The organism is Bradyrhizobium sp. Leo114, from assembly GCF_055229415.2.
The window spans coordinates 60,456-87,023 of the sequence record NZ_JBUYEN020000024.1; the positions used below are offsets into that span (position 1 = coordinate 60,456).

The 26,568-nt window shown below is 62.1% G+C and carries 23 protein-coding genes; 2 read left to right on the top strand and 21 right to left on the bottom strand.

Going from position 1 to position 26,568, the window contains the following annotated elements; all coding sequences use genetic code 11:
- Window positions 1-5: 5 nt before the first annotated feature.
- Window positions 6-1,040: an ABC transporter permease gene (locus tag ACZIRK_RS26785; protein WP_245474784.1), complete on the top strand. Its 1,035-nt coding sequence runs from the start codon at window positions 6-8 to the stop codon at window positions 1,038-1,040.
- Between the two features lie 8 nt (window positions 1,041-1,048).
- Here the strand turns inward: ACZIRK_RS26785 and ACZIRK_RS26790 are convergent, their stop codons facing one another.
- The 3 genes from ACZIRK_RS26790 to ACZIRK_RS26800 all read right to left on the bottom strand — a co-directional run bounded on the left by ACZIRK_RS26790 (window position 1,049) and on the right by ACZIRK_RS26800 (window position 3,985).
- Window positions 1,049-2,011: a GntR family transcriptional regulator gene (locus ACZIRK_RS26790; RefSeq protein ID WP_463328391.1), complete on the bottom strand. Its 963-nt coding sequence runs from the start codon at window positions 2,009-2,011 to the stop codon at window positions 1,049-1,051.
- Between the two features lie 123 nt (window positions 2,012-2,134).
- Complete coding sequence (locus ACZIRK_RS26795) at window positions 2,135-3,160, bottom strand: alpha/beta fold hydrolase (protein ID WP_463328392.1); 1,026 nt, start codon at window positions 3,158-3,160, stop codon at window positions 2,135-2,137.
- Window positions 3,161-3,985, bottom strand: coding sequence for a phytanoyl-CoA dioxygenase family protein (locus tag ACZIRK_RS26800; RefSeq protein ID WP_130226884.1), 825 nt, complete (start codon window positions 3,983-3,985; stop codon window positions 3,161-3,163).
- 178 nt (window positions 3,986-4,163) lie between these two features.
- Here ACZIRK_RS26800 and ACZIRK_RS26805 point away from each other — a divergent pair, with 178 nt between their 5' ends.
- Window positions 4,164-5,402 carry an ABC transporter substrate-binding protein gene (locus ACZIRK_RS26805; RefSeq protein WP_130226883.1) on the top strand — a complete coding sequence of 413 codons (1,239 nt, stop codon included), beginning with the start codon at window positions 4,164-4,166 and terminating at the stop codon, window positions 5,400-5,402.
- Between the two features lie 114 nt (window positions 5,403-5,516).
- Here the strand turns inward: ACZIRK_RS26805 and ACZIRK_RS26810 are convergent, their stop codons facing one another.
- The 18 genes from ACZIRK_RS26810 to ACZIRK_RS26895 all read right to left on the bottom strand — a co-directional run bounded on the left by ACZIRK_RS26810 (window position 5,517) and on the right by ACZIRK_RS26895 (window position 26,567).
- Window positions 5,517-7,319 (bottom strand): NAD(P)/FAD-dependent oxidoreductase, encoded by a 1,803-nt coding sequence (locus ACZIRK_RS26810; RefSeq protein ID WP_130226882.1) that lies wholly within the window; start codon window positions 7,317-7,319, stop codon window positions 5,517-5,519.
- Between the two features lie 87 nt (window positions 7,320-7,406).
- Complete coding sequence (locus tag ACZIRK_RS26815) at window positions 7,407-8,483, bottom strand: 2,3-butanediol dehydrogenase (RefSeq protein WP_130226881.1); 1,077 nt, start codon at window positions 8,481-8,483, stop codon at window positions 7,407-7,409.
- 148 nt (window positions 8,484-8,631) lie between these two features.
- Window positions 8,632-9,693 carry a hypothetical protein gene (locus ACZIRK_RS26820; protein ID WP_130226880.1) on the bottom strand — a complete coding sequence of 354 codons (1,062 nt, stop codon included), beginning with the start codon at window positions 9,691-9,693 and terminating at the stop codon, window positions 8,632-8,634.
- A 142-nt stretch (window positions 9,694-9,835) separates the two neighbouring features.
- Window positions 9,836-10,624: an SDR family NAD(P)-dependent oxidoreductase gene (locus ACZIRK_RS26825; protein WP_130226879.1), complete on the bottom strand. Its 789-nt coding sequence runs from the start codon at window positions 10,622-10,624 to the stop codon at window positions 9,836-9,838.
- A gap of 277 nt (window positions 10,625-10,901) precedes the next feature.
- The gene (locus ACZIRK_RS26830) at window positions 10,902-12,797 is read right to left on the bottom strand and encodes a sigma-54-dependent Fis family transcriptional regulator (protein WP_130226878.1); all 1,896 of its coding nucleotides are present in this window, start codon (window positions 12,795-12,797) and stop codon (window positions 10,902-10,904) included.
- A 260-nt stretch (window positions 12,798-13,057) separates the two neighbouring features.
- A complete protein-coding gene (locus ACZIRK_RS26835) occupies window positions 13,058-13,333 on the bottom strand; it encodes a DUF1467 family protein (RefSeq protein ID WP_028162786.1) in 276 nt (91 codons plus the stop codon).
- 106 nt (window positions 13,334-13,439) lie between these two features.
- Window positions 13,440-13,844, bottom strand: a complete 405-nt coding sequence (mce, locus tag ACZIRK_RS26840) for a methylmalonyl-CoA epimerase (RefSeq protein ID WP_028162787.1) — start codon at window positions 13,842-13,844, stop codon at window positions 13,440-13,442.
- Window positions 13,845-13,899: 55 nt separating this feature from the next.
- Window positions 13,900-15,570 carry a ribonuclease J gene (locus tag ACZIRK_RS26845; RefSeq protein WP_463328393.1) on the bottom strand — a complete coding sequence of 557 codons (1,671 nt, stop codon included), beginning with the start codon at window positions 15,568-15,570 and terminating at the stop codon, window positions 13,900-13,902.
- On the bottom strand, window positions 15,570-16,382 hold the full coding sequence (locus tag ACZIRK_RS26850) for a biotin--[acetyl-CoA-carboxylase] ligase (protein WP_130226877.1): 813 nt from the start codon (window positions 16,380-16,382) through the stop codon (window positions 15,570-15,572). The genes ACZIRK_RS26845 and ACZIRK_RS26850 overlap by 1 nt, the downstream gene beginning before the upstream one ends.
- Window positions 16,383-17,819 (bottom strand): NADH-quinone oxidoreductase subunit NuoN, encoded by a 1,437-nt coding sequence (gene nuoN / locus ACZIRK_RS26855; protein ID WP_130226876.1) that lies wholly within the window; start codon window positions 17,817-17,819, stop codon window positions 16,383-16,385. It abuts the gene before it with no gap.
- An 11-nt stretch (window positions 17,820-17,830) separates the two neighbouring features.
- A complete protein-coding gene (locus tag ACZIRK_RS26860; RefSeq protein ID WP_028162791.1) occupies window positions 17,831-19,342 on the bottom strand; it encodes an NADH-quinone oxidoreductase subunit M in 1,512 nt (503 codons plus the stop codon).
- Complete coding sequence (nuoL, locus tag ACZIRK_RS26865) at window positions 19,342-21,411, bottom strand: NADH-quinone oxidoreductase subunit L (RefSeq protein ID WP_130226875.1); 2,070 nt, start codon at window positions 21,409-21,411, stop codon at window positions 19,342-19,344. Before nuoL ends, ACZIRK_RS26860 begins: the two co-directional genes overlap by 1 nt.
- A gap of 7 nt (window positions 21,412-21,418) precedes the next feature.
- Window positions 21,419-21,727 (bottom strand): NADH-quinone oxidoreductase subunit NuoK, encoded by a 309-nt coding sequence (gene nuoK, locus ACZIRK_RS26870; RefSeq protein ID WP_028162793.1) that lies wholly within the window; start codon window positions 21,725-21,727, stop codon window positions 21,419-21,421.
- Complete coding sequence (locus tag ACZIRK_RS26875) at window positions 21,724-22,362, bottom strand: NADH-quinone oxidoreductase subunit J (protein WP_130226874.1); 639 nt, start codon at window positions 22,360-22,362, stop codon at window positions 21,724-21,726. The genes nuoK and ACZIRK_RS26875 overlap by 4 nt, the downstream gene beginning before the upstream one ends.
- Before the next feature lie 59 nt (window positions 22,363-22,421).
- Window positions 22,422-22,910: an NADH-quinone oxidoreductase subunit NuoI gene (gene nuoI, locus ACZIRK_RS26880; RefSeq protein WP_027575308.1), complete on the bottom strand. Its 489-nt coding sequence runs from the start codon at window positions 22,908-22,910 to the stop codon at window positions 22,422-22,424.
- Window positions 22,911-22,917: 7 nt separating this feature from the next.
- Window positions 22,918-23,988 carry an NADH-quinone oxidoreductase subunit NuoH gene (gene nuoH, locus ACZIRK_RS26885; protein ID WP_028162795.1) on the bottom strand — a complete coding sequence of 357 codons (1,071 nt, stop codon included), beginning with the start codon at window positions 23,986-23,988 and terminating at the stop codon, window positions 22,918-22,920.
- A 10-nt stretch (window positions 23,989-23,998) separates the two neighbouring features.
- The gene (gene nuoG, locus ACZIRK_RS26890; protein ID WP_463328394.1) at window positions 23,999-26,074 is read right to left on the bottom strand and encodes an NADH-quinone oxidoreductase subunit NuoG; all 2,076 of its coding nucleotides are present in this window, start codon (window positions 26,072-26,074) and stop codon (window positions 23,999-24,001) included.
- Between the two features lie 4 nt (window positions 26,075-26,078).
- Window positions 26,079-26,567 carry a hypothetical protein gene (locus tag ACZIRK_RS26895; protein ID WP_130227009.1) on the bottom strand — a complete coding sequence of 163 codons (489 nt, stop codon included), beginning with the start codon at window positions 26,565-26,567 and terminating at the stop codon, window positions 26,079-26,081.
- Window position 26,568 lies beyond the last annotated feature (1 nt).

Sequence of the window (26,568 nt, forward strand, 5' to 3'; positions counted from 1 at the left end):
ACAGCATGGCAAGCAGCGAAGGGGTGACTGCAACGGTGCATCGCGGCGGACAGCGCAACGCGACTGCGATCCTGCGCTCGCAGATGCGCAACATCGCGCCGTTCCTGACACTGATCTGCCTGAGCGGGTTCTTCGCAATCGCGAGCCCCTCCTTCGCGACCCTCGACAATCTCGGCAACATCCTGACGCAAGTCTCCGTCACCGGCATCATCGCCGTCGGCCTGACCTTCGTGATCCTGTGCGCCGAGATCGATCTCTCGATCGCCGCCATCGCCAACGTCACCGGCATTGCCGTTGCCTATTTCACGCTGCAGGAATCCTATGTGAACATCGCCAATGTACCGTTGCCGGGCTGGGCGGCGATCATGCTGTCATTGGCGCTCTGCGCACTGCTCGGCCTCGTCAATGCCCTGGGGCTGACCGTGATCGGCATCCCCTCCTTCATCATGACGCTGGCGATGATGCAGATCGCGGCCGGCATCTCGGCGCTGCTGGTGCGCGGCCAGATCGCCTACAAGGTGCCCGACCTGGTCGCGACGCTCGGATCCGGATCCATCGGCGGCATTCCATGGATCGTGATCGTCGCGGCGGTGATGCTGCTCGCCGGCCACCTGGTGCTCACCTACACCCGCTTCGGCCGCTACGTCTACATGGTCGGCGGCAATCGCGAAGCGGCGGAATATTCCGGGCTCAACGTCAAGCTGATCCTGGGCAGCGTGATGGTGATCTCAGCAGTCTGCTCCGGCATCGCCGGCATGCTCGGCGTCGCGCATTTCGGCAGCGCCCAGCAGAACGAATTCGACACCTACCTGCTCGATTCGATCGCCGCTGTGGTGGTCGGCGGCACCAGCCTGTTCGGCGGCCGCGGCGGCATCGGCAACACCATTGTCGGCCTGTTCGTGCTGGGCGTGCTCAACAACGGCCTCGACCACGTCAATATCGACAGCTTCCTGAAAATCCTGATCCGCGGCCTGATCCTGCTCGCCGCGCTCGTCATCAATGTCTACGCGCAGCGGCTGCGAGCACGGACGGCGGAATAGTGTGCGGATCAGCTCGAACCCGTATCCTTGAACGGAGACAGATAAGGCGGCAGCGGCGACCGGTCCGCCTTCGAAAAAATCTCGAAACGCTCGAGCCAGCGTGTTGCTGCGGAGCCCTGATGCTCGCGCAACAATCTGGCGGCCTTGCTGACATTGTCGCGACGGAGCTGCTCGACGATCGCGAGATGCTCCTCCAGGGCATCGTGCATGGTCCCCTGCGGAACGCTCAGGCTGGAGTCGAGCAGATAAAGGCTCGGCACAAACAGGATATGCGTTCTCTGCAGCGCCTTGACGATCTCGCGGTTGGGACAATGGTCCAGCAGATTGATGTGGAGGTCAGTTTCGAGTTGCCCGACTGGTCCGATTTCGACCGGACCGTTTGATATCGCACGCCGCAGGTCGGCATGCATGCGTCCGAGTTCCGCAGCTGGCGCCAGCGGCGCGGCGCGCATCAGCGCCTCCGGCTCGAGGATCGCACGCATCTCGAACAGTTCGCGGATCTTGTCCGACGACACATGCGGCGCAATCCAATGGCCGAGCCCGTCCTTTCCGACCATCCCCACGCTGTGCATGCGGGCAAGGACATCGCGGGCGACGGTGCGGCTGACATTGAAGAAGTCAGCTAACGCCGCTTCGGTAATCCTGAGCGATCCGAACAGCACGCGAATCCAGAGTTCCTGCTCGACCTTCTTGTAAACCCGTTCCCATTGCGGCAATGGAGCGATCCGCGATTCGCCAAGCGAGGCGATCTGTCCGACATGCTCAGCCTTCGGACGGCCGGCGACCTGATAACCCCGCCCCTCCAATGGATGGACGATCTTCGCCTCGCACAGCGCCCGCAACGCATGTCTGGCGGGTGAACGGCTGATGCCGAATGCTTTGGCGACCTGCACTTCCAGCAATTTCTCACCGGGCCGAATCCGCCCCTGCTCGATCATGTCCTTGAGCAACAGAAATGCATCCCGTTGCATCGACGTCTTCTCGAATGCTTCGGCAGCAGCGGCGGCTTGCGGTGACGCTTTCATGTTCCCAACGTCTGGTTGCAGACTTCGCCGGAACTTAACCGGCGAACAGCGCTTCGCGAAGATATACCTTCATCGCAGGAAGGCAGCTATCCGCCGGTTCAGCTCGGAGGCGGCGGCTGGATCGGTTGCACTGGCAACCTGGTGGCCGGAATCCGACATCACCTCCACCAATTCGCAATCGGCGATGTGCCGCGCCGCCCAGCGGCCGGCTTCCGTCGGATTGTAGAGATCCAGCGGCGGGATCGCGATCAGCGTCCGCGCCCAGATCGATCGCAGCGCGGCGATGGTATCTCCCCGAAAGCCCGGCGTATCGCCGACATCATGGCCGTCATACGCGAACGACTGATAGATCCAATCAAGCGGATCGAACCCCTGCTCCAGCCAAAGCCGCGTACGATCCGACAACCAGCGCCTGATCTCATCAGGACCGCTGAACTGCCTGTCAATATGCTGCGGCGTCCGCGCGCCGAGAAGCTGCATGACCGCGCTCCAGCTTTCCCAGCGGTTCGGAAGCTGGTCCGGACATATATCCGGATCCGCCGCATGGCTTTGCAGGGCAAGCCGCGCGGCATGGTTGACGGCGCCCGACCAGGCGGTCGTCTTCGCCATCGGCGTCATGGCCACGACCTGCCGCACAATATCGGGATAGGAAACCGCCCATTGCAGCGCCTGCATCCCGCCCATCGAGGCGCCGATCACGAGATCGACGGTTTCGATGCCGAGATGCTGCATCAGCAGCTTCTGGCTGTTCACCATGTCGCGGATGGTGAAGCGGGGGAAGTTCAGGCGCGGCTGCCTGCGCGACAGTGACGGTGAGCTGCTCAGGCCGTTGCCGATTGCATCGATCGCGAAGATCCTGGCCCGGCCGGGATCGAGCGCCCGGCCCTCCCCGATCAGGAAATCAAGCCGGTGGTGGCTGCTTCCGATGGCGCAGAGGGCGACGATGACCGGAAGCGAACGATCATCGATGTCGCCATGGACGGCATAGGACAGCTCGAAGTCCTCGATCGCTTCACCGCTCTCCAGCACGAGACGAGGCAGGTTCAGCCGGCCGTGCGGCGCATCGATCCAGCCGGGCTGCACGGGAGGGTGCATCTATGCCGGCACCTTCACGCCCTTATAGAGGATCTTCACCGAACGTTCGTGCTGCTTGCGATGAAACTCGACCGCCACAGGATCCATGTCGCGGCTTGGAATCGGTTCGTGCTCGAAAGTCCGGTAAGTATCGACGCCACGCACCAGCGAGGCACTGTCTTCCCCTTCAACCTGGCGCACCGATGTTGGCATGTAGCGGATCGCAAAGCCGATGCGGCGACGCTTCGACGGATTGGGCGCCGAGCCGTGGATCAGGCGCACATGGTGCAACGACATTTCGCCCGGCTCGAGTTCGAGCATGACCGCCATTTTCGGATCGACCTCTACCGCAACCTCCTGTCCGCGCGTGAGCATGTTGTTCTTGGAGAACGTATCGCGATGCGGGATCTGATCCTGCAGATGCGTGCCGGGCACGACTTCCAGGGCGCCGTTCGCCTTGTTGCTCTCCGACAGCGCAACCCATGCGGTGACGACATCCGGGCTCGACAGGCCCCAATAGGTGGAGTCCTGGTGCCATGACACGAATGACGGGTCCTCCGCTTCCTTGATGAAGAAACTGCTCGCCCAACACAGGATATTCTCGCCGTAGAGATCCTCGATCGCATCGACGATCCGCTCTTCGCGGATCAAGTCGCTCAGCCAGGTGAACAATAGATGGCTCCGTCCGCGCAGCGACCCGCTGAGCGGACCGCCGATGGTTCGCTCGAACGCCTCAAGCTTCGCGCGGATCGAAGCCGCTTGCTCGGTCGATATCGCGCGGATGGGAGCGACATATCCATCTTTCCAAAAGCCTTCGATTTGCGCAGGCGACAACACCTTCGGCATTTCCTTCTCCCCTTGTTCTTCCCTACCCTCTTATGATGTACATTGCATTCAATGTACATTGATGGCAGGATATCGCGTCAAGTTCGGACCGGTCAACCCTCCAGCATGACGGTCCGGCCGGACCGATCCAATGAGGCCGCGCGAAGAAAGCGGCCCGCGCAAGCTAGGGAGAGTTGGAATGTCATTGAGCCATACCGTCCGGCGGGTGTTTTTCGCGGCCGTCGCTGTGCTTGCCGCAACCAGCACGGCCTCGGCGCAGAAGAAATACGACGTCGGCGCCACCGATACCGAGATCAAGATTGGCAACATCATGCCCTATAGCGGGCCGCTGTCCGCCTATGGCGTCATCGGCGAGACCGAAGCGGCCTACTTCAGGATGATCAACGAACAGGGCGGCATCAACGGCCGCAAGATCAACTTCATCTCATATGACGACGCCTACTCACCGCCGAAGACGGTCGAGCAGGCCCGCAAGCTGGTCGAAAGCGATGAAGTGCTCCTGATCTTCCATGCATTGGGAACGCCGACCAACAGCGCCATCCACAAATACATGAACACGAAAAAAGTGCCGCATCTCTTCGTCTCCAGCGGCGCCACCAAGTGGAACGACCCGAAGCACTTCCCCTGGACCACGGGCTGGCAGCCGAACTACCAGAGCGAAGCCCGCAGCTTCGCGAAATACGTACTGAACGAGAAGCCCGACGCCAGGATCGGCGTATTCTTCCAGAATGACGATTCCGGCGTCGACTTCATGAAAGGCTTCAGGGACGGGCTGGGCGACAAGGCTCGCTCGATGATCGTCGCCGAGGAGAGCTATGAGACCTCGGAGCCGACGATCGACTCGCACATCGTGAAGATGAAGTCAGCCAATGTCGACGTCATCGTCAACTTCGCGACTCCCAAGTTTGCCGCGCAAGCCATCAAGAAGATCGCGGAAATCGGCTGGAAGCCCATGCACGTCATGACCAGCGTCTCGATTTCGGTCGCGAGCGTGATGAAACCGGCCGGCCTGGAGAACGGCCATGGCATCGTGTCAGCCACCTATCTGAAGGATGCGACGGACCCCCAGTGGAAGGACGATCCCGGCATCCGCCGTTTCGACGAGTTTCTGACGAAGTATTACCCGAGGGGAAATCGGGCCGACGTGCTGGTGCTGACGGGATATTCAGCCGCCCAATCGCTGGTCCATGTCCTGAAAGCCTGCGGCGACAACCTGACGCGCGAGAACGTCATGAAGCAGGCCGCTTCGCTGAAGGACGTCGAGCTTGACGGGCTGCTGCCGGGCATCAAGATGAACACGAGCGCCAACGATTTCGGCCCGATCCAGGACCTGCAGCTCATTCGCTTCAAGGGCGAAAGCTGGGAGCGGTTCGGCGACGTCATATCCGGACGCCGCTCCGCGAGCGAGACGAACTAGTCTAGCGCTCGGGCGCCCCCTCTCCCTGTAAGAACGGAGAGAGGGAGGAAGAAACCCGGGCTCGCTTCGCGTGCGGCGACAGAAATCGCCGCACGCCACCCGCGCAAATGAACCTCAGGAAAGATGATGGACTTCCTGCAGGCCGTAAACCGGCGTCGCAAGTCCCTCCTTTCGGGCCTTTAGCTGCAACGAAAGATACTGCGAGTAGTGGCGCGACTGGTGCAGATTGCCGCCGTGGAACCACAGACCTTCCTGTTGCGTCGGTTTCCACATGTTGCGCTGTTCGCCTTCCCACGGACCAGGGTCCTTGGTCGTGTTGGAGCCAAGTCCCCAGCATTTGCCGACCTTGTCGGCCACGTCCTTGGAGATCAGGTCCGCAGCCCAACCATTCATCGAGCCGTAGCCGGTGGCGTAAACGATCAGATCCGCATCCAGCTCGCGGCCATCATCCAACAGGATGGAATGCTCCTTGAGCTCGCGAACGTTCACGCCGCTCACCAGCTTGATCCTTCCATCGGCAACGAGATCGCAGGCTCCAACATCTATGTAATATCCCGAGCCGCGGCGCAGATATTTCATGAACAGGCCGGACTCGTCGTCGCCGAAATCCAGCATGAAACCTGCCTTTTCCAAGCGCTTGTAGAACGCTGCATCCTTCTTGCGAATGGCGTTGTAAATCGGGATCTGGAATTCGTGCATGATGCGATAGGGGAGCGAGGCGAAAATCAGATCCGCCTTGCGGGTCGTCATGCCTGAGGCGACGGCACGCTCGGAATAGAGATCGCCAAGGCCGATTTCCATCAGCGAGTCCGATTTCACGATGTGGGTCGACGAGCGCTGCAACATCGTGACATCGGCCCCGGCTTCCCAGAGCGCCGCGCAGATATCGTGCGCGGAGTTGTTGGATCCGACGACAACCACCTTCTTTCCCTTGTAGGCGTCCGGTCCCGGATGTTGCGACGAATGCTGCTGCTCGCCCTTGAAAACATCCTGCCCCCTGAACTTCGGGATGTTTGCCTTGCCCGACATCCCGGTCGCCAGCACGAGCTGTTTCGGTTTCAGCACGATCTCCTCCCCGCCACGCTCGACGACGACCGTCCACTCCTTTGCCTTCTCGTCGTACTTGGCGGATTTGCACGTCGTGGAACTCCAGTAGTTCAGCTCCATGACCTTCGTGTACATTTCCAGCCAATCGCCGATCTTGTCCTTGGGCGCGAACACCGGCCAGTTCTCCGGGAACGGGATGTAGGGCAAGTGGTCGTACCAGACCGGATCGTGCAGGCAGAGCGACTTGTAGCGCTTGCGCCAGCTATCGCCCGGCCGCTCGTTCTTCTCGACGATAATGGTCGGCACGCCGAGCTGCCGCAATCGTGCGCCAAGGGCGATGCCGCCCTGACCGCCGCCGACGATAACGACGTAGGGTTGCGTCTTGACGCCGAGCTCGGCGATCTCCTGTTCGCGCTTTTCCTTCCAGGTCTTGCGAGCAGGATCGCTGCCGTGCTCGGCCCCCATGGGCCGCATCGACCCTTTCGGCTCCTCGTGGCCTTTCAGCTCCGTCATGGTTGTGAGCAGCGTCCATATCAGCCCGTTCTTCAGCCGGATATGGCCGTAGCCGCGCGCCACTTCGGTTTCGAACTCAAACCAGCCGTCCGCGACGCCGTCGACTTCGCTCGCGGGATTGCTTGCGTCCTGACGAAAATGGCGGGGTTTGATGCCGGCGAGCTGCGCCGTCAACATCTCGCGAACCTGGCCCTGACCTTCCATGGTGCGCAGGTTCCAGGTGAAGGCCACGAGATCGCGCCAGTAGCAATCGGCCTGAAACAGATTCACCGCAACATCGATCTCGCCGCCGGCGAGCGCGTCCTCCAGCTTACCGAGGGCAGCCTCCACCTTGGTGTGAGGGCTATTGTCCAGCATAGTCGTCTCCTCTCTCTTGTATTTTGGTAACATCAGTCAACGCGGGCGCTCGCTATGCATGGCGAGCGCCCGCGCCTTTCGCAGAAGCTATTTCGTCAGATCGATCAGGATTTTCAGATGCTGACCGGCGGGATCGAGCAGCACGTCGAAGCCTCCTCCGACCGCCTGATCCAGCGTGATCTTCTTGGTCACCACCTTCTTTGCCGGCAGCAGACCGGTGCTAATCAGCCTGATGACACGCGGCCAGTAATGCGTGGGATAGGCCCACGATCCCCGTATATCGATGTCCTTGAACGTGACCTGGAACCAGTCGAGCGGATTTTCGTGGGGATGAAGACCGGTCTGCACCACCACCCCCTGCTTCCGCACCGCGTCCGTGCAGGCCTTGAGAGCCTGCTCGTTACCGACGCATTCGATCGCGACGTCGCAGCCGACATTCCCTTCGCTCAGCGAGCGGACCACATCGCCGGGATTGTCGCGCTTCGGATTGATGGTGACGACGTCAGGCAAGATGGACTTGGCGAATTTCAATCGCGCGTCGTTGATGTCTGAAACGAAAAGCTGAGCAGCACCCGCCGCCCGCGCAGCCAGCAGCGTCAGGATCCCGATTGGACCTGCGCCGGTGACCAGCACGCTGTTGCCTGCCGTCACGCCACCGCGGTCGCAGGCGTAGACGGCCACCGCTGTCGGCTCGACAAGCGCGGCTTCCTCATCAGTCATCTCGTCTGGAATCTTCTCAACATTGTATTCGTTGAGCAGGGCATATTCCGCCATTCCGCCAGACACCCAGCTCAACCCCGCCAATGCAAGTTGCGGGCTGAGATGGAAGAGACCGCGGTCGGCGAAATAATCGCCGGCGCGTGGCATGATCAACGGCTGAACCGATACGCGGTCGCCCGGCTTCACCGATGTAACCCCCTTCCCGACCGCTTCAACCACGCCGCCGAATTCGTGACCGAGAACCTGCGGCCCGCTGACACCTGTAAACGGATGCGGTTCGACGGGGATGAAGATCGGCCCGTAGGCATACTCGTGCAGGTCGGTGCCGCAGATGCCGACGAAGCGGTTCCGGATCAGGACCTGACCCGCGGCTGGCGTTTCCGCCGGTATTGGAATCGTATCGAGACGCAGATCTTTGGCTGCATGAAATCGCAAGGCTTTCATTCTTTCCTCCTGTAACTATTTGCGTTTGTGGTTTGCTGCATTCGGCTTCAATGCCTGGTCCGGCTCATGCCGGGCTGGAGGTCATGGAAGGAAATTTGCCTGGACCGGCTATGATCGCGAGTTGCCCGGTTCGGCTTCTCTCTCATCCTCACGGGACATCATCCCATGAGCCTGGTGTCCTCTGTCCCTTCCAGAGATAGGGCTCGGCCAGCCCGTAACCGAACAGCATCGGAACTATGAAGGACCAGTGCGTGCCCATGTAGCCGTAGGTGAAGGCTTCGCTGATGTTGCCGAAAACCGGCCCGATCAGGTCGAACAAGAGTTTCGTCACCAGATAGGCGAGCAATAGGCAAAAGCTGGACGCCGCCAATCCACCCCACGGCATGGGAATCTGGGAGAACGGCCAGTTGTGAATGGGGATCAAAACGCCATAGGTAACCGAACAGGCGACCATGAACCACAACAGCCAGTATTGATCGTCGGTGAAGTATCCGATGGACCAGAAATTCCCGACGCCGGGCTTGGCGGAATCCCACAGCCCCAAATAGCGGCTGGCCCATAGGCAGAGCAGCACGGTCAGGAAGAGGATCGCCATCTGCGTAAACCCGCGACCCGGTTGTTTCATACCCCGCGTCCAGTATGCGAGCAGCCCCGTAGCGGCCCCCATCTGCACGAAGGGAAACCACCAGGCCGGTATCCAGCGCACCACCGAACTCGTAACGAGATAGGTGCAGAAGCCGATCAGAACCAGCAGAATGAAAAACTGCCGGTACGGCGGCATACCCGCCACGATCCAGTTCTCACCCGTGAATGAAAAGAACGCCAGAAAGAAGAAGATGCATCCGACGATCGGAAATATCCAATCGGCGCCAAGCCCGCTCCAGTAGATCGACTTTGCCGATAGCCAGCCCAACATCCACGAAGCTGCAACGATGACAAATCCGCGCGCGAGATTGTTCTTGATCCGATCAAACGGCCAGCCGCAACATACGATTGACAGCAGGGCCCACCACAGACTGAGCAATTGCCAGGTGACGTTATCCAGCCAGAACATCTGGCTGATCTGATCGCTGCTCCATGGTCCGATCGGCATCGCCTTCACGATCAGATTGACGATGAAACACGAAAGTATCGTGAGCCCGTAGACCAACGCCAATCCCTTGATCGACGAATTAAGTCGTAATGGCGCAACCTCGATCGCATACTGCATGTTTGTTTCCCCTCCTGGAGCCTTTCCGGCGCTGATGGAATCAAGCCGGGGTTCTGGTTTGTTTTGATGCGGTTTCTTCGCGCGAACCGCTTTTCACGTCGCTCAAAAACGCAATAGAGCGTGATGATTTTTCTTCGCGACCTCAGATAAGAACCATGCCTCCGTCGACGACGAGACTCTGGCCGGTCATGTAGTCGGATGCGGATGACGCCAGGAACCGCGAAACACCGCAGAGATCGTCCGCCGCGGATGGACGCCCGAGCAGAATCCCGGCAGAGAACGTCTCGAAGGCTTCGTTGTCGCGCGAGGTCAAACCCTCGTCCTTGAAGCCCTTGTCGATGAGCTTCCACATGTCCGTCGCCACGACACCCGGACAGATGGCATTGACGTTGATCTTCTGCGCTCCGAAAGCGCGGGCCGCCGCCTGCGTCAACGCCACGACGCCGAACTTGCTGGCCGAATAATGAGCGAGCGGTTCATAACCCTGCTTGCCCGCGATAGAGGCGGTGTTGATGATCTTGCCTCCGTGGCCCTGCGCGATCATCTGCTTGATCGCCTCCTGCATGCAGATGAGAACACCGAGACCGTTGGTATCCATAACCCTGCGCCAATCCTGCTCGGTGATGGACAGGAACGGCTTCGTCTGCGCTATGCCCGCATTGTTGAAGATCACATCCAGCTTGCGGTGCGCCTTCACCGTCGCGGCGATCATGGCCTTGACGCTGTCGCGGCTGGTGACATCGACGCGGACGGCAATCGCCTTGCCGCCTGCGGCGCGAATTCCTTCCGCGACTGTCGAAGCATTGCCTTCGTCAATGTCCGCGATCGTCAGGAGCGCCCCATCCGCCGCAAGACCGCGTGCGATGGCTTCGCCGATGCCGCGGCCGGATCCGGTCACGACAATCGCGCACCCCTCGAGATCGAATGGCATGAAAATCCTCCCATTTGCTGTTGCACTCTTACGAATGCTTGCAAATGAAAGGAGCAATCGCCGTGCCAACGGCAAAACCCGAAGAAATCCTTCGTTTTCTGGAGCGTTTTCGAGCGAAGTGGACACCGGTTCGCGTGAAGAAAACGCGTCAAAACAAGAATCTAGAGCTTCGGTTCTGATTCAATCAGAACCGAAAATGCTCTAGCGAAACAGCGGCCGCTACTGTTGCACGGCCTGCAACAGACGCCACACCTGTTGCAGTCGCACCGCGACAGCGTCAGGTACGTTGGCTCAAACCGTATCGCTTGATTTGACGATGAACGGTGGACCGGTCGACACCCAGCCTGCGCGCGGCTTCCGAAATATTTCCGCCGCAGGCCGCAAGCATCGTTTCCAGCATCGTCTTCTGCGAATGCGGCTCTTTCGCCTTTGCGACGCCGGTCGTTCTTAGCAAAGCATCCGGAAGATCGTGAGGTTCGATGACGCCGTTCTGACAGAGCGCCGCGGCGACCGAGATGACATTGTCCAGTTCACGGATGTTGCCAGGCCAGGCGTATGTCTCAAGCACATCGAGCGCTGCCGGGGACACCACCAGCGAATCTTCCTTCGCCCGATGCCTCTCCACGATCTTGCCCAGCAGCCACGCAAAGTCGGATCGCTCCCTGAGCGGCGGCAAGAACAGCGTTGCGGCGTTCAGCCGGTAAAACAAGTCCTCACGAAAGGACCCTTCCCTCACGAGCGTTTCGATCATGCGGTGGGAGGCGGAGATCACGCGAACATCGACCGGCTTCGGACGGGTCGCACCGATCGGCATCAGCTCCTTCTCGGCGAGCACACGCAACAACCGGCTCTGCAGCGGTAGCGGCATGTCACCGATCTCGTCGAGGAACAACGTGCCGCCGTCAGCCTCTTCAATCAGACCCTTGCGGCCCTTGGCATTGGCCCCGGTGAAAGCCCCCGGAACATGGCCGAACAGTTCGCCTTCGATCAACTGCTCGGGAATCGCCGCACAATTGACGGCGACAAACCTGCCCTTGACGGCGCTGCTGTCATGGATCGCACGGGCGAGATATTCCTTGCCCGTCCCCGTTTCGCCCTGAATGAGGATCGACAACGGCTTTGCGGCAAGTTTTGCAGCCTTGACCTGAAGTGTCGCGATTTGCGGATCGCCTCGGCCGAGATCGCGCAACGAGGCGGGAATCTCGTGCCTGATGCTTGCGGGGGCGCGCACGGCGATGTTCGGTTCGATCGCATGGGCAAACAGCGCGTTGCCGTCGCGGGCAAAGACGAGGCGATCCTGCGTGCGGCGTTGTCGTGTCAGATTCGGCAAGTCGTTGATATCAATTTCAAAGAAGCGCGAAAGGGGCTGCCCGATCAGATCGTCGGGCTGGCGCCAGTCGCGGCTCACGGAACGTGCCAATATCTTGGCGCCACCATTGGTCATCCCGATGATGCGTCCAGATCCGTCGATGGAAATGGCCGCCTCCGGATCGACGTCCAGAAATTCCGGCGATCGGGCGAAGCGCAGCACCCACTCCCGGCTTGCCAGCGCCATCAAGTTGGCCAGTTCGATACGCCGCACGGTCGCCGTGACCAGGTGCAAAGCGAGATTCTGGCTCGCCTTCTTGATGGGAGAACTCAGGAGCGAAATGTCCAGCACCGCCGCGAGCGCACCGCGAACATCGTAGATCGGCGCAGCAGTGCAGGACAGCGGCGTGTGCGTATTGTCGAAATGATCGGTCTGATGAATGCTTAGCGCATCCCCGCTTTCGATGCAGGCGCCTACGGCGCAGGTACCCGCCCGGGATTCCGACCACTCTGAGCCAAGATAGAGCCCCGCCTTGCGCAGATTATTGTCGAACAGCGGATCTCCAAGAAATTCGACCGTCACGCCCTGGCGGTCCGAGAGCAGCAACACATAGTTCTGTCCGGCGACCTGCCGAAACAGGTTCTCAAGTCCAGACCGCGCGATCGATATCAGTACTTCCGACTGCTGACGGTGCTCACGCAATTCGGTATCGGGGACGATATAGGCTTCGCAAGCCTGTGCTGGATCGAGCCGGTGTTGGTTGATGCAGCGCAGCCAGCTCTGCACGACAATATCATCACGGTTGGTTGCCGCGCCGAGACTGACGCTTTCGATTTCGCGGATATGGTCAGAATGCGAAAACATGCGACAATCCGCGCTGCCTCCCAACGGCCACGGCCATATTTTCTCTTTTTTCCCAGGCCGCGCAAGTCTGCACGAGTTTTGTCGAATGTAAACACGCTTCTTCCAGCGGATCAGTTCGCATCAAGCGCCTGTGTCCGCCGCATCGCACAGCAGCATCTCAAATAGACCGGACCGTGCCGGAAGGCCCAAGAGTGAAGCGCCCATCCTTCCCATGAGGAACAGGCCGAAAGTCAGTGGACTAGTCAAAAAAACAACACGCGCTAGAACGGCGTTCCCATCAACTTCGACAATCTTTCGATGCTGAGATAGCCGGCGTTGTAGGCCCACATCGCAACAGCAAAAATGGCCGCCGAGATCAGCGTGGTCCAAAGCAGCTTGCGGCCCATCCGCGCCATGATCGGCGCGCCGGGATCGGTGCCTTCGACGCCCCCGCCCTCCTCGTGCTGGCTGCGCACGCCGAACGGCAACGTCAGGAACAGCACGACCCACCATAAGACGAAGTAGATCGCGAACGCGGTTGAGATGCTGTAGGCCATACCGTAGCGTTTTCAAGCGAAGTGGATGCCGGCTCGCGTCAAGAAAACGCGTCAAGACAAAAGCTAGAGCCTGATCGGTTCTGATGCAATCAGAACCGATCAGGCGCTACTCCTGCTCAATCTCGACCAGCGCGCCGGAAAAATCCTTCGGATGGAAGAACAGCACCGGCTTGCCGTGGGCGCCGATCTTGGGCTGGCCGTCGCCGAGCACGCGCGCGCCTTCGGCGATCAGCCGGTCGCGCGCGGCGATGATGTCGGGCACGTCATAGCAGACGTGATGGATGCCGCCGTCGGCATTGCGCTCGACGAATTTTGCGATCGGCGAAGCATCGCCGAGCGGCTCGATGAACTCGATCTTGGTGTTGGGCAAGGTCACGAACACGGTGATGACACCGTGCTCCGGCAACGGCACTGCATCCGAAATCTCGGCGCCGAATGCCGCGCCGTAGATCTTGGCCGCCTTCTTGGCGTCCTTGACCGCTATCGCGACGTGGTTGAGCCGGCCCAGCATGTTGTCTCTCCCTCGCAGATACGCTTGTTCTTGTCGCCGCCGTGCCGAACCGGCGTCAGACCGTCAGCACGTGAACGACGCAAATCGGCTTTTTGCCCCAATGCTCGTTCACGGTCCCGCGCACTGCGCGGCGGACCGACTCCGCGACCGCATCCGGGTCGCGCCGGCGCGCCCGCGGCAGGCCTTCCACGGTCGATACCACCACATCGAACACGATCTCGTCGAGCACCTCGCCTACGCTATTTTTCTCCGGCACGCCGACCAGGTCGACCTCCGGATCTTCGGCCAGTTCCCCCTGCGCCGTCATGACGATCGCAACGAAGGCGCAGCCGGCAAATCCCAGCCGCCGCCGCTCGACCACGGCGCGCGACTTGGCGTCCTCCAGAATGATGCCATCCTTGTAGAGCCGCCCTGAGGGCACCTCGGCGATGATCCCGGGCTCGCCGGGCCCGAGCTTGACCAAGTCGCCATTGCGGCACTCGATCACTTTTGGCACGCCCGCAGCACGCGCGAGCTTGGCGTGCTCGTGCAAATGCAGCGCTTCACCATGTACCGGGATCAGAACCTGCGGCCGCACCCAGGACAGCAGGTCGCGCACCTCGTCGCGGCGCGGATGGCCGGAGACATGGACCAGATGGTCGCGATCGGTGATGACCTCGATACCCTGCTCGACCAGATCGTTGATGATCGAGCCGACCGCCTTCTCATTGCCTGGAATGGTGCGAGAGGAGAAGATCACGCAATCGCCCTTGTTGAGCGTGATCTCAGGATGATCGTCCTTGGCGATCCGCGCCAGCGCCGCGCGCGGCTCGCCCTGGCTGCCGGTGCAGATCGCCAGCACCTTGTCAGCCGGGAAATGGCCGTAGAGATCGGGCCCGCGGAAATTCTGCACGCCGTCGAGGTAGCCGGTCTCGCGCGCAACCTGGACCACGCGGTCCATGGCGCGCCCGACCACCACGACCTCGCGGTCCGCTATCCGCGCCGCATCGGCAACCGCCTTGATGCGTGCGACGTTGGAAGCAAAGGTCGTCACCGCGACCCGGCCCTTCGCGCCCTTGACCAGCTCGGCGATGGTCTTCGACACCTCGGCTTCCGAGGGCGAACGCCCGTCGCGTACCGCGTTGGTGGAATCGCCGACCAGCGCCAGCACGCCGGCGTCGCCAAGCTCGCGCAAGCGTTTCTCATCGGTCGGCGGCCCGACGGTCGGCGTCGGGTCGAGCTTCCAGTCGCCGGTGTGCAGGACGGTGCCGACCTCGGTGTGGATCGCGAGCGCATGCGACTCAGGGATTGAATGCGCGACCGGGATGAATTCGACGTTGAACGGGCCGATATCGACGCGCCCGCCCGAGGGCACCACGGTGATCGGGATTTTCGGCGGGTTGCGCTCGGCGGCGCATTTGGCCTCGAACAGCGCCGCGCTAAACTTCGTCGCGTAGATCTTGCACTGCAGCTTCGGCCAGAGATCGATGATGGCGCCGAAGTGGTCCTCGTGGGCGTGCGTCAGCACCAGGCCCATCAGGTTCTGTCGTTCCTTCTCCAGGAACGAGATGTCGGGCATGATCAGGTCGATGCCGGGCAGATGCTCCTCGTCACCGAAGGAGACGCCGAGATCGACCGCGAGCCAGGACCGCTGCTGGCGGTTGCCGAGCCCATAGATCGACAGGTTCATGCCGATCTCGCCGACGCCGCCGAGCGGCGCAAAGGTCAGTTCATCCGGCCGTGCCATCAGGCAGATCCTACTGAGGCCGCCGTACCGAAATAGACCTCGCCTGCGGTTACGGGGACGTGCTTGCCGTCGGGCAGCCGGATAATCATGCAACCTGTCTCATCGATGGTGTCGAACGTGCCTTCGAGAATAGCGTTCCCCGTCTGGACCGCCACATTCTCCCCCAGCCGGGCCGCACGCGCGAGCCAAAGCCTGCGGATTTCCGCAAAACCGCGGCCGTTGTCCCAGACGCCGCGGAATTCCACCCAGGCCTCCGAAAGCGCGGTAAACAGCTCCTCGGCGCCGACATGGACGCCAAGAGCGGCCAGCGAGGTCGCGGGCGTCGGCGTGCCCTCCGGCGCCCCTACGACATTGGTGCCGATGCCGACCACGACGGCAAGGCGGCCGCCCGCGACGATCTCGGCCTCGAGCAGGATGCCGGCGAGCTTCTTGTTCCCGGCCAGCACGTCGTTCGGCCATTTCAGGGAGAACTTCAGCGCATCCGTCCCGCCCAGACGCAGCGCCGCCTCGACGCTGATCTTTTGCAGCGCAGCCTCCAGCGACAGCCCCGCGGCAAAGCCGAGCGTCGCCGCGACCGCGGGCGCGACGTCCATGACCTCAAGGATGCTGCTGGCGAGATTGCCGCGTGGCGCGATCCAGGTCCGCTGCCGTCGGCCGCGCCCCGCCGTCTGCTCAGTCGTCACGAACCACATCGGTCCGCGCTCGCCTTCACGGGCGCAGACCAGAGCCTCCGCATTCGTCGAGCCGACCTGGTCAAAGGCGGCTAGCCTGTAGCCGGCGGAAGTGGCGCGATGACCAAGTGTAAACGGCATCTAGAAAAGTGACTTCGCCGCGGCGGTCGCAACGCTGACCAGCGGTCCTGGATAAGCGAAGAAGAAGATGTTGAAGAGGCCCGCGACCGCCAGCACCCCGCGCAATTCGATCCGGACCGGATCGAGATTGCCCACCGGCTCGTCGAAATACATCGTCTTGATGATGGCGAGATAGTAGTAGGCGCCCACCACGCTGGTCAGCACGCCGATCACGGCGAGGGTGAACAGGTTGGCCTTGATCGCCGCGACGAAGACGTACCACTTGGCGAAGAAGCCCGCGAGCGGCGGAATGCCGGCGAGCGAGAACAGGAGCATCGCGAAGAAGAAGGCGAGCAGCGGATTGGTGCGCGAGAGGCCTGCGAAATCGCTGATCTGCTCGACATGCTGTCCGTTGCGCTTCATCGCGAGGATGATTGCGAATGAGCCGAGCGTCATCGCGACATAGATCGCGACGTACATCAGCACGCCCTGCGCGCCTTCCACCGTGCCGGCGGCGAGGCCGACCAGCGCAAAGCCCATGTGGCCAATCGAGGAATAGGCCATCAGGCGCTTGATGTTCTTCTGCCCGATCGCAGCGAATGAGCCGAGCGCCATCGAGGCGATGGAGACGAACACCAGGATCTGCTGCCACTGCGGCACGATGCCAGGGAACGCGGTCAGCGTCGCGCGGGTGAACACTGCCATCGCCGCGACCTTCGGAGCGGAAGCGAAGAACGCCGTGACCGGCGTCGGCGCGCCCTCATAGACGTCGGGCGTCCACATGTGGAACGGCACCGCCGAGACCTTGAAGCAGAGGCCGGCGAGCAGGAACACCAGCCCGAACACGATGCCGGGCGTGCCGGTCGTCGCAGCCGCCGCGATGCCAGCGAAATTGACAGTGCCGGTGAAGCCATAGATCAGCGAGGCGCCATAGAGCAGCATGCCCGAGGACAGCGCGCCCAGCACAAAATACTTGAGTCCGGCTTCGGTCGACTTGGCGTTGTCGCGGTGGCTGGCGGCGACGACGTAGAGCGCTAGGCTCATCAGCTCGAGCCCGAGATAGAGCGCAATCAGGTCGCCCGCTGAGATCAGCACCATCATGCCGAGCGTCGAGAGCAGCACCAGGATCGAATATTCGAAGATGCGACGCGACGGGTCGGACAGGAATTCCGTCGACAGGATCAGCGTTGCCGCCGAGCCGATCAGCGCGAGGATCTTCAGGAAGCGGGCAAAGTCGTCGACGATGAAGCTGCCGCCGAAGGTGACGAGCTTACCGGACGGCAGCATCAGTATGAGCACGCCGGTGAGGATGAGCAGCAACGTCGCAAGCGTGGTCACGAGCCGGGTCGTCCCCTGCCCGCGATAGGCCCCGATCATCAACAGCACCATCGAGCCGACCGCGAGCACGAGCTCGGGCAGCACCGGCTGCAACTGATAACCTGCACTCGAGAAGCTCATGGGTTAAGGCCTTACTGGAGCAGCGCGGCTGCCTTCACGGCAGTCACGGCGGTGTTGTAATTATTGACGAGCTGCTGGACCGATGCTTCGGACATGTCGAGCACCGGCTTCGGATAGACGCCGAACAGGATGGTCAGCGCCACCAGCGGGAACAGGATCAGGCATTCGCGCGCCGTCAGATCCTTGATGCTCATCAAGGACGGCTTGACCAGCGCGCCGAACACCACCTTGCGATAGAGCCACAACGCGTAGGCCGCGGACAGGATCACGCCGGTGGTGGCAAGCACCGTGGTCGGCAGCGACACCTTGAACGTGCCGAGCAGCGTCATGAATTCGCCGATGAACCCGCTGGTCCCGGGCAGGCCGACATTGGCCATGGTGAAGACCATGAACACCAGCGCATAGAGCGGCATCCGGTTCACCAGGCCGCCATAGGCGGCGATCTCGCGGGTATGCATGCGATCGTAGACGATGCCGACGCAGAGGAACAGCGCGCCGGAGACGATGCCGTGGGAGATCATCTGGAACACGCCGCCGGCGACACCCTGCATGGTCCCGGCGAAAACGCCCATGGTGACGAAGCCCATATGGGCGACGGACGAATAGGCGATCAGCTTCTTGATGTCCTCCTGCATCAGGGCCACCAGCGAGGTGTAGATGATGGCGATGACGGACAGCGCGAAGACCAGCGGCGCGAAGTCGTGCGACGCCAGCGGGAACATCGGCAGCGAGAAGCGCAGGAAGCCGTAGCCGCCCATCTTCAAGAGGATCGCCGCCAGGATCACCGAGCCCGCGGTCGGCGCTTCGACGTGGGCGTCAGGCAGCCAGGTGTGCACCGGCCACATCGGCATCTTCACCGCGAAGGAGGCAAAGAACGCGAGCCACGCCCACTTCTGCAGGTTGTACGGCACGGCGGTGTGCATCAGGGTCGGAATGTCGGTCGTACCCGCGTTCCAGTACAGCGCCATGATGGCAAGCAGCATCAGCACCGAGCCGAGGAGCGTGTAGAGGAAGAACTTGAAGGAGGCATAGACCCGGCGCGGGCCGCCCCAGACGCCAATGATCAGGAACATCGGGATCAGGCCGCCTTCGAAGAACAGGTAGAACAGCACGAGGTCGAGCGCCGAGAACGTGCCGACCATCAGCGTTTCCAGGATCAGAAACGCCATCATGTATTCGCTCACGCGCTGCGTGACCGATTTCCAGCTCGCTATGATGCAGAACGGCATGACTGCGGTGGTCAGGATGAGCAACGGCAGCGAGATGCCGTCGACGCCCATGTGATAGTTGATGCCGGTGGCGAGCCACGACGCCTTCTCGACGAACTGGAAGTCGGCGTTCGCCGGATCGAACCGCACCACCAGGATCAGCGAAATCAGGAAGGTGATCAGCGTGGTCCAGAACGAAATCCAGCGGGCGTTGCGGTTCGCCGCTTCGTCCCCGCCCCGCGCGAGCAGATAGACCAGAAGCGCGCCGAGCGCCGGCAGGAAGGTAACTACGGAAAGGATGGGCCAGGTCGTCATCACTGGCCTCCCAGGCCGAACATGAACCAGGTGATCAGGCCGGCAGCCCCGATCAGCATGGCGAAGGCGTAGTGGTAGAGATAGCCGGTCTGGATCTTCACAGCATTACGGGCGACATCGAGCACACGCGCCGACACGCCATCCGGCCCGAAGCCGTCGATGATGGCGCCGTCACCCTTCTTCCAGAGCGTGTAACCGATCCACTTGGCGGGCCGCACGAAGATCAGATCGTACAGCTCGTCGAAATACCACTTGTTGAGCAGGAACTGGTAGAGCATCGGCTGCTGCTTGGCGAGCTCAACCGGCAGATAGGGCCGGCTGATGTAGAAGAGATACGCGATCAGGAAGCCCAGCACCATCATGACCGTCGGCAGGAAGGCGATGCTCTCAGGGATGTGGTGCATTTCCTCGATGATATGCGGGTTCATCTTCACGGATTCGCGGAAGAACTCCTCGATGCCGTGACCCGCGAACAATTCCTTGAACGGGAAACCGGCGAGGAAGGAGCCGACCGCGAGCACGCCGATCGGGATCAGCATCCAGATCGGGCTCTCATGTGCGGCCTCGTAGTGCTCCTCGTCGCGCGGCGTGCCGTGGAAGGTCTTGAAGATCAGGCGCCAGGAATAGAACGAGGTCAGGAGGGCGGCGAACACCGTCAGCAGGAAGCCGTAGAACGCGAACGGATTATGCGAGGCATAGGCCGACTCGATGATCGCGTCCTTGGAGAAGTAGCCGGCGGTCAGCGGGAAGCCCGTCAGCGCGAGCGTGCCGACCACCATCACCGCGTAGGTATAGGGGATCTTGCGCCACAGCCCGCCCATGTTGCGGATGTCCTGCTCGTGATGCATCGCGTAGATCACCGAGCCGGAACCCAAGAACAGCAACGCCTTGAAGAAGGCGTGGGTGAACAGATGGAACATGCCGACCGAATAGGCCCCCGCTCCCATCGCCACGAACATGTAGCCGAGCTGGGAACAGGTCGAATAAGCGACGATGCGCTTGATGTCGTTCTGTACCAGGCCGATGGTCGCGGCAAAGAACGCGGTGGTCGCGCCGAAGAACATCACCACGGCCTGCGCGTTCGGCGCCAGCTCAAACAGCGGCGACAGCCGCGCCACCATGAAGACGCCGGCGGTCACCATGGTCGCGGCATGGATCAGCGCCGAGACCGGCGTCGGGCCTTCCATCGCGTCCGGCAACCAGGTGTGGAGCAGGAACTGCGCCGATTTGCCCATTGCACCCATGAACAGCAGGACGCAGGTGAGCGTCAGCGCATCGACATGCCAGCCGAAGAAATTGATGGTCTTGCCGGTCAGGCCCCCGGCGCCGCCGAAGATGGTGTCGAAATCGGTCGAGCCGATCAGCGCGAAGATCGAGAAGATGCCGAGCAAGAAGCCGAAATCGCCGATACGGTTGACGACGAACGCCTTGATCGCGGCGGCATTTGCTGTCGGTTTCTGATACCAGAAGCCAATCAACAGGTAGCTCGCTAGGCCCACGCCTTCCCAGCCGAAGAACATCTGCGCCAGATTGTCCGCGGTCACCAGCATCAGCATCGCGAAGGTGAACAGCGACAAATAGGCGAAGAAGCGCGGCCGGTTCGGGTCCTCGTCCATGTAGCCGATGGAGTAGAGGTGCACGAGCGAGGACACGGTGTTGACGACGACCAGCATCACCGCAGTCAGCGTGTCGATCCGTAGCGCCCAGGAGACCTGCAGGTCGCCGGAAGTGATCCAGGGAAACAGCGGGACGCGGGCGTCGTGGTGCAGGAAGCCGACGTCGACCAGCGCAAACCAGGACAACGCCGCGGAGACGAACAACAGCCCGGTCGTGATCAACTCGGCCGCACGTGAGCCGGCGGCCGGCGGCTCGCTCACGTGGTGGTCGTCGTGGCCATGACCGCCGTGGGCATGTTCATCGTGGGCCGCGGAGGCATGGGCATCGCCATGCGCATCGTCGTGATGTTCGACGGTGTCGCCGCTCGGGTTGCGCGCATGGGCGCCGACGATCGCGATGAGCCCTGCGAGAATGGCGCCCAGCAGCGGCAGGAAGACGATTGCCTGGTACATCGGCGCGTTAGCCCTTCATCAGATTGACGTCTTCAACCGCGATCGAACCGCGGTTGCGGAAATAGACCACCAGGACGGCAAGCCCGATCGCGGCTTCCGCGGCCGCCACCGTGAGCACCAGGAGCGCGAACACCTGGCCGACGATGTCGCCGAGGAAGGTCGAGAACGCCACCAGGTTGATGTTGACCGAAAGCAGGATCAATTCGATCGACATCAGGATGACGATGATGTTCTTGCGGTTGAGGAAGATGCCGAGGATCCCGAGCGTGAACAGGATCGCGCCGACCGAGAGATAGTGTCCGAGCCCGATCGTCATTTCACCCACTCCGCCGCATCGGCTTCCTGCAGCCCCTGCCCCGACGTCACCTTGCGCAGCGCCATCGCCATTTCGGGCGTGCGCGCGTTCTGCACGGTGATGTTCTGCCGCTTGACATTCGCTTTGTGGCGCAGCGTCAGCACGATGGCGCCGATCATCGCGACCAGCAGCACGAGGCCCGCGATCTGGAAGTAGAAGATGTACTTCGTGTAGAGCACGAGCCCGAGCGCCTCGGTATTGGAGACGTTGGTCGGGATCGCCGCGGTGATCGTCTTGGTGACGGCGGGATTGATCACCCAGGCGCCGGCTATCAAGAGAAGCTCGAACATGAAGATGCCGCCGATCACGAGCCCGACCGGCAGGTATTCGAGGAAGCCCTCGCGAAGCTCGGCGAAATCGACGTCGAGCATCATGATCACGAACAGGAACAGCACCGCGACCGCGCCGACATAGACGACGATCAGGATCATCGCCAGGAACTCGGCGCCCATCAGCACGAACAGACCCGAGGCGTTGACGAAGGCCAGGATCAGATACAGCACCGAATGGACGGGGTTGCGCGACACAACCACCATCACCGCCGACGCCACGCAGACCGCGGCAAACAGGTAGAAGAACAGTGCGGGAAGGATCATCGGCGAGCCTCCGCGCCCCGGAATGACGTGGGAATGTTCTGAAGGATCATGCCCTCACCTCAGCGGTATGGCGCGTCGAGCTCGATCGCCTTTGCGATCTCGCGCTCCCAGCGGTCGCCATTGGCGAGCAGCTTGGCCTTGTCATAGTAGAGTTCCTCGCGAGTCTCGGTCGCGAATTCGAAATTCGGTCCTTCGACGATCGCATCGACCGGGCAGGCCTCCTGGCACAGGCCGCAATAGATGCACTTCACCATGTCGATGTCGTAGCGCACGGTGCGGCGGGTACCGTCGTTGCGGCGCGGCCCTGCCTCGATCGTGATCGCCTGGGCCGGGCAGATCGCCTCGCACAGTTTGCAGGCGATGCAGCGCTCCTCGCCGTTCGGGTACCGGCGCAGCGCATGCTCACCGCGGAAGCGTGGCGAGATCGGGTTCTTCTCGAAGGGATAGTTGATGGTCGGCTTCGGCTGGAAGAAATAGCGCATGGCGAGGAAGAACGCCGAGACGAATTCCGAGAGCAGAAGCGAGCGGGCTGTTGCGTTGATATTCATGACGGCCTCACTTCGGCGCGATGCCGGCGAACTGCAGCACAGCGGCAACGACCACCACCATCACCAGCGACAGCGGCAGGAACACCTTCCAGCCAAGCCGCATCAGTTGATCGTAGCGGTAGCGCGGCACGATCGCCTTCGCCATCGCGAACAGGAAGAACATGAAGAAGAGTTTCAGCGCGAACCAGATCACGCCGGGGATCCAGGTGAACGGCGGCAGCGCCACCGGCGGCAGCCAGCCGCCGAGGAACAGGATCGTCGCCAGCGCGCACATCGTGGTGATCGCGACATACTCGCCGAGCATGAACAGAAGATACGGCGTCGAGCCGTATTCGACCATGAAGCCCGCGACCAGTTCGGATTCCGCTTCCACGAGGTCGAACGGCGGGCGGTTGGTTTCCGCCAGCGACGAGACGTAGAACACCACGAACATCGGCAACAGCGGCCACACATACCAGTTCAGGATGGTGAGCTGCGGCAGGCCGATCAGGTGGGCCAGCCCGCGGGTGTTCTGCGCTTCGACCACCGCGGAGAGATTGAGCGAACCGGCGCAGAGCAGCACGGTGATGATCACGAAGCCGATCGAGACTTCATAGGACACCATCTGCGCCGCCGAGCGGAGCGCGGCCAGGAACGGGTATTTCGAGTTCGACGACCAGCCGGCCATGATGATGCCGTAGATCGACAGCGAGGAGATCGCGAAGATGTAGAGCACGCCGACATTGATGTCGGAGATCACCCAGCCGAAATTCATCGGGATCACCGCCCAGGCGGCGAGCGCGAGGACGCAGGACACCAGCGGCGCCAACAGGAACACGCCCTTGTTGGCGCTGGCCGGGATCGTCGGCTCCTTCAGCACGAACTTCAGGAGGTCGGCGAAGGATTGCAGCAATCCCCAGGGTCCGACCACGTTGGGGCCGCGACGGATCTGCACCGCCGCCCAGATCTTGCGGTCGGCGAGCAGGATGTAGGCGATCGCGATCAGGAGCACGACGAGCAGGAGCACGCTCTGGGCCAGCATGATGATCAGCGGCCACAGGAAACCGGTCCAGAACGAGCTTGCGAAGAAATCAGCCATCAGGTCACGCTCACTCCGCTGCCGTCAGCATCCGCGCCGAGGCCAGGCGCGAACATTCCGCCATCACGGCGGACGCCCGGGCGATCGGGTTGGTCAGGTAAAAGTCCTCGACCGGACTCTGGAATACCGCCTTGTCGGCGCTTCCGCCCTTCGACGCAAGCGCCTTGATATCGTCGGCCTTGCCCGGTTCGATCTGGTCGATCCGCATCAGGTGCGGCACCGCCTTGAACAGCGCCTGGCGCAAGGCAGCCAGCGAATCGTAAGGCAGCTTCTTGCCCAGCACGTCCGAGAGGGCGCGGATGATGGCCCAGTCCTCGCGCGCTTCCCCGGGCGGGAACGCGGCGCGGGCGGCCATCTGCGCCCTGCCCTCGGTATTGACGTAGATGCCGGACTTCTCGGTGTAGGCCGCGCCCGGCAGGATCACGTCGGCGCGGTGCGCGCCGCGGTCGCCATGGGTGCCGATATAGACGACGAACGTTCCGTCCGGCACCTTGATCTCGTCGGCGCCGAGCAGGAACAGCACGTCGAGCGTGCCAGGGGTCGTCATCTGCGTCGCATTGAGGCCGCCGGCGCCGCCCGAAAAGCCGACGTCGAGGGCACCGACCCGGGAGGCGGTATCGTGCAGCACGCCGAACCCGTTCCAGCCGTCCTTCAGCGCGCCGAAGTCCAACGCAAGCTTCGCCGCCTGCGCCAGCACCGCCGCACCGTCCTGGCGCGCGAACGCGCCGGCGCCCACCAGCACGATCGGGTTCTTGGCATTCTTGAGCACGTCGGCGAAGGAATGCTTGCCGGCAGCGAGAGCTGCAAGCGTCTCCGGTCCGGCGCCAAGATAGTCGTAGTCGTAGGTCAGGTCCGCCTTGGCACCGATCACGCCGATCTTGAGCTGGCCGGTCCGCCAGCGCTTGCGGATACGCGCGTTGATGATCGCGGCTTCCTTGCGCGGGGTCGAGCCGATGATCAGGAGCGCGTCCGCCCGCTCGATGCCCGCAATCGTCGGATTGAAGATGTAGCTGCCGCGGCCCGCCTTCGGATCGAAGGCATCGCCACCCTGCACGGCGAGGTTGGACGAGCCGTATTTCGCCAGCAGCTCCTTCAGCGCGAACATCTCCTCGACCGCGGCAACGTCGCCGGCGATGGCGCCGATCCGCTTGCCGTCGATGCGGCCGGCCTTGGCCGCGATCGCTGCGAAGGCTTCCTGCCACGAGGCCGGGCGGAGCTTGCCGTTCTCGCGGATATAGGGCCGGTCGAGCCGCTGGGTACGCAGGCCGTCGACGATGTGGCGGGTCTTGTCGGAGATCCACTCCTCGTTCACGGCCTCGTTGATGCGCGGCAGGATCCGCATCACCTCGCGGCCGCGGGTATCGACCCGGATCGCCGAGCCGACGCCATCCATCACGTCGATCGACTGCGTCTTGCCGAGCTCCCAGGGCCGCGCCACGAAGGCGTAGGGCTTGGAGGTCAGCGCGCCCACCGGGCAGATGTCGACCAGATTGCCCTGCAGTTCCGAACTCAGCGCCTGCTCCAGATAGGTCGTGATCTCCATGTCCTCGCCGCGGCCGGTCGCCCCCATTTCCGGGGCGCCCGCCACTTCCGCGGAGAACCGGACGCAGCGCGTGCACTGGATGCAGCGGTTCATCGAGGTCTTGACCAGCGCGCCCAGATATTTGTCCTCGACCGCGCGCTTGTTCTCGGCGAAGCGGCTGGTGTCGACACCATAGCCCATCGCCTGGTCCTGCAGGTCGCATTCGCCGCCCTGGTCGCAGATCGGGCAGTCCAGCGGATGGTTGATCAGCAGGAACTCCATCACGCCTTCGCGCGCCTTCTTCACCATCGGCGAGCGGGTGGAGATTTCCGGCGGCTCGCCCTTGGGGCCTGGACGGCAGTCGCGCACGCCCCAGGCGCAGCTTGCGACCGGCTTCGGGCCGCCCTTCACTTCGACGAGGCACATCCGGCAGTTGCCGGCGATCGACAGCCGCTCATGGTAGCAGAAGCGCGGGATTTCGGCGCCGGCGGCCTCGCACGCCTGCAGCAGCGTGTATTCCGGCGGCACATCGATCTCTTTGCCATCGATGATCAGTTTGGTCATTTCTTTACGTCTTTCCCAGCTTGCAGTCGGGCGGCACGACGCTGGCGGTTTTCAGTGAAGCCTTCACCCATTGCTGGGTGTCGGCGCTGTAGGTCGCGAGATAGGCCGGCTCGGCGGCGACCTTGGCGCAGAGGAACGGCAGATGCGGCCTCAAATCGTAGTCGCAGGAAGCCGCCCATTCCCGCCGATTGGCAAACGCCGACATCGCCTCCTCGCAGGCATAGAGAAAGTACGAGACGAAGCTCTCGTACTGCACCTGGTCCTCCTGGCTCCCCGCCTTGATCCGCTCATAATCCGGCTGCGCATATTTCGGGTTCTTGAAGGCAAGATCGGTGTAGCCAAGAAACGCCTGGCGCGCGCTGGAGGCGCGATTGCCGGTACGCAGCTCGTTGATCTGGAACAGGATCGCAACAAAGCCGAGCAGCGCCACGGCCGCCTGCGCCATCTGCGCCAGCGTCCCGTATCTCTGCCACCAGAAGCTTGGTTGCGACATT

Excerpts from the sequence above, each read along its gene's own strand:
- ACZIRK_RS26795 (WP_463328392.1), bottom strand. The coding sequence starts at position 3,160 with ATGCACCCTCCCGTGCAGCCCGGCTGGATCGATGCGCCGCACGGCCGG.
- nuoL (WP_130226875.1), bottom strand. The coding sequence starts at position 21,411 with ATGTACCAGGCAATCGTCTTCCTGCCGCTGCTGGGCGCCATTCTCGCA.
- ACZIRK_RS26820 (WP_130226880.1), bottom strand. The coding sequence starts at position 9,693 with ATGCAGTATGCGATCGAGGTTGCGCCATTACGACTTAATTCGTCGATC.
- ACZIRK_RS26830 (WP_130226878.1), bottom strand. The coding sequence starts at position 12,797 with ATGTTTTCGCATTCTGACCATATCCGCGAAATCGAAAGCGTCAGTCTC.
- ACZIRK_RS26895 (WP_130227009.1), bottom strand. The coding sequence starts at position 26,567 with ATGTCGCAACCAAGCTTCTGGTGGCAGAGATACGGGACGCTGGCGCAG.
- nuoK (WP_028162793.1), bottom strand. The coding sequence starts at position 21,727 with ATGACGATCGGGCTCGGACACTATCTCTCGGTCGGCGCGATCCTGTTC.
- ACZIRK_RS26835 (WP_028162786.1), bottom strand. The coding sequence starts at position 13,333 with ATGGCCTACAGCATCTCAACCGCGTTCGCGATCTACTTCGTCTTATGG.
- nuoN (WP_130226876.1), bottom strand. The coding sequence starts at position 17,819 with ATGAGCTTCTCGAGTGCAGGTTATCAGTTGCAGCCGGTGCTGCCCGAG.
- ACZIRK_RS26785 (WP_245474784.1), top strand. The coding sequence starts at position 6 with ATGGCAAGCAGCGAAGGGGTGACTGCAACGGTGCATCGCGGCGGACAG.
- ACZIRK_RS26875 (WP_130226874.1), bottom strand. The coding sequence starts at position 22,362 with ATGATCCTTCCCGCACTGTTCTTCTACCTGTTTGCCGCGGTCTGCGTG.
- ACZIRK_RS26790 (WP_463328391.1), bottom strand. The coding sequence starts at position 2,011 with ATGCAACGGGATGCATTTCTGTTGCTCAAGGACATGATCGAGCAGGGG.
- ACZIRK_RS26805 (WP_130226883.1), top strand. The coding sequence starts at position 4,164 with ATGTCATTGAGCCATACCGTCCGGCGGGTGTTTTTCGCGGCCGTCGCT.
- ACZIRK_RS26845 (WP_463328393.1), bottom strand. The coding sequence starts at position 15,570 with ATGGCACGGCCGGATGAACTGACCTTTGCGCCGCTCGGCGGCGTCGGC.
- nuoG (WP_463328394.1), bottom strand. The coding sequence starts at position 26,074 with ATGACCAAACTGATCATCGATGGCAAAGAGATCGATGTGCCGCCGGAA.
- mce (WP_028162787.1), bottom strand. The coding sequence starts at position 13,844 with ATGCTGGGCCGGCTCAACCACGTCGCGATAGCGGTCAAGGACGCCAAG.
- ACZIRK_RS26850 (WP_130226877.1), bottom strand. The coding sequence starts at position 16,382 with ATGCCGTTTACACTTGGTCATCGCGCCACTTCCGCCGGCTACAGGCTA.
- ACZIRK_RS26825 (WP_130226879.1), bottom strand. The coding sequence starts at position 10,624 with ATGCCATTCGATCTCGAGGGGTGCGCGATTGTCGTGACCGGATCCGGC.
- nuoI (WP_027575308.1), bottom strand. The coding sequence starts at position 22,910 with ATGAATATCAACGCAACAGCCCGCTCGCTTCTGCTCTCGGAATTCGTC.
- ACZIRK_RS26800 (WP_130226884.1), bottom strand. The coding sequence starts at position 3,985 with ATGCCGAAGGTGTTGTCGCCTGCGCAAATCGAAGGCTTTTGGAAAGAT.
- ACZIRK_RS26860 (WP_028162791.1), bottom strand. The coding sequence starts at position 19,342 with ATGACGACCTGGCCCATCCTTTCCGTAGTTACCTTCCTGCCGGCGCTC.
- ACZIRK_RS26810 (WP_130226882.1), bottom strand. The coding sequence starts at position 7,319 with ATGCTGGACAATAGCCCTCACACCAAGGTGGAGGCTGCCCTCGGTAAG.
- ACZIRK_RS26815 (WP_130226881.1), bottom strand. The coding sequence starts at position 8,483 with ATGAAAGCCTTGCGATTTCATGCAGCCAAAGATCTGCGTCTCGATACG.
- nuoH (WP_028162795.1), bottom strand. The coding sequence starts at position 23,988 with ATGGCTGATTTCTTCGCAAGCTCGTTCTGGACCGGTTTCCTGTGGCCG.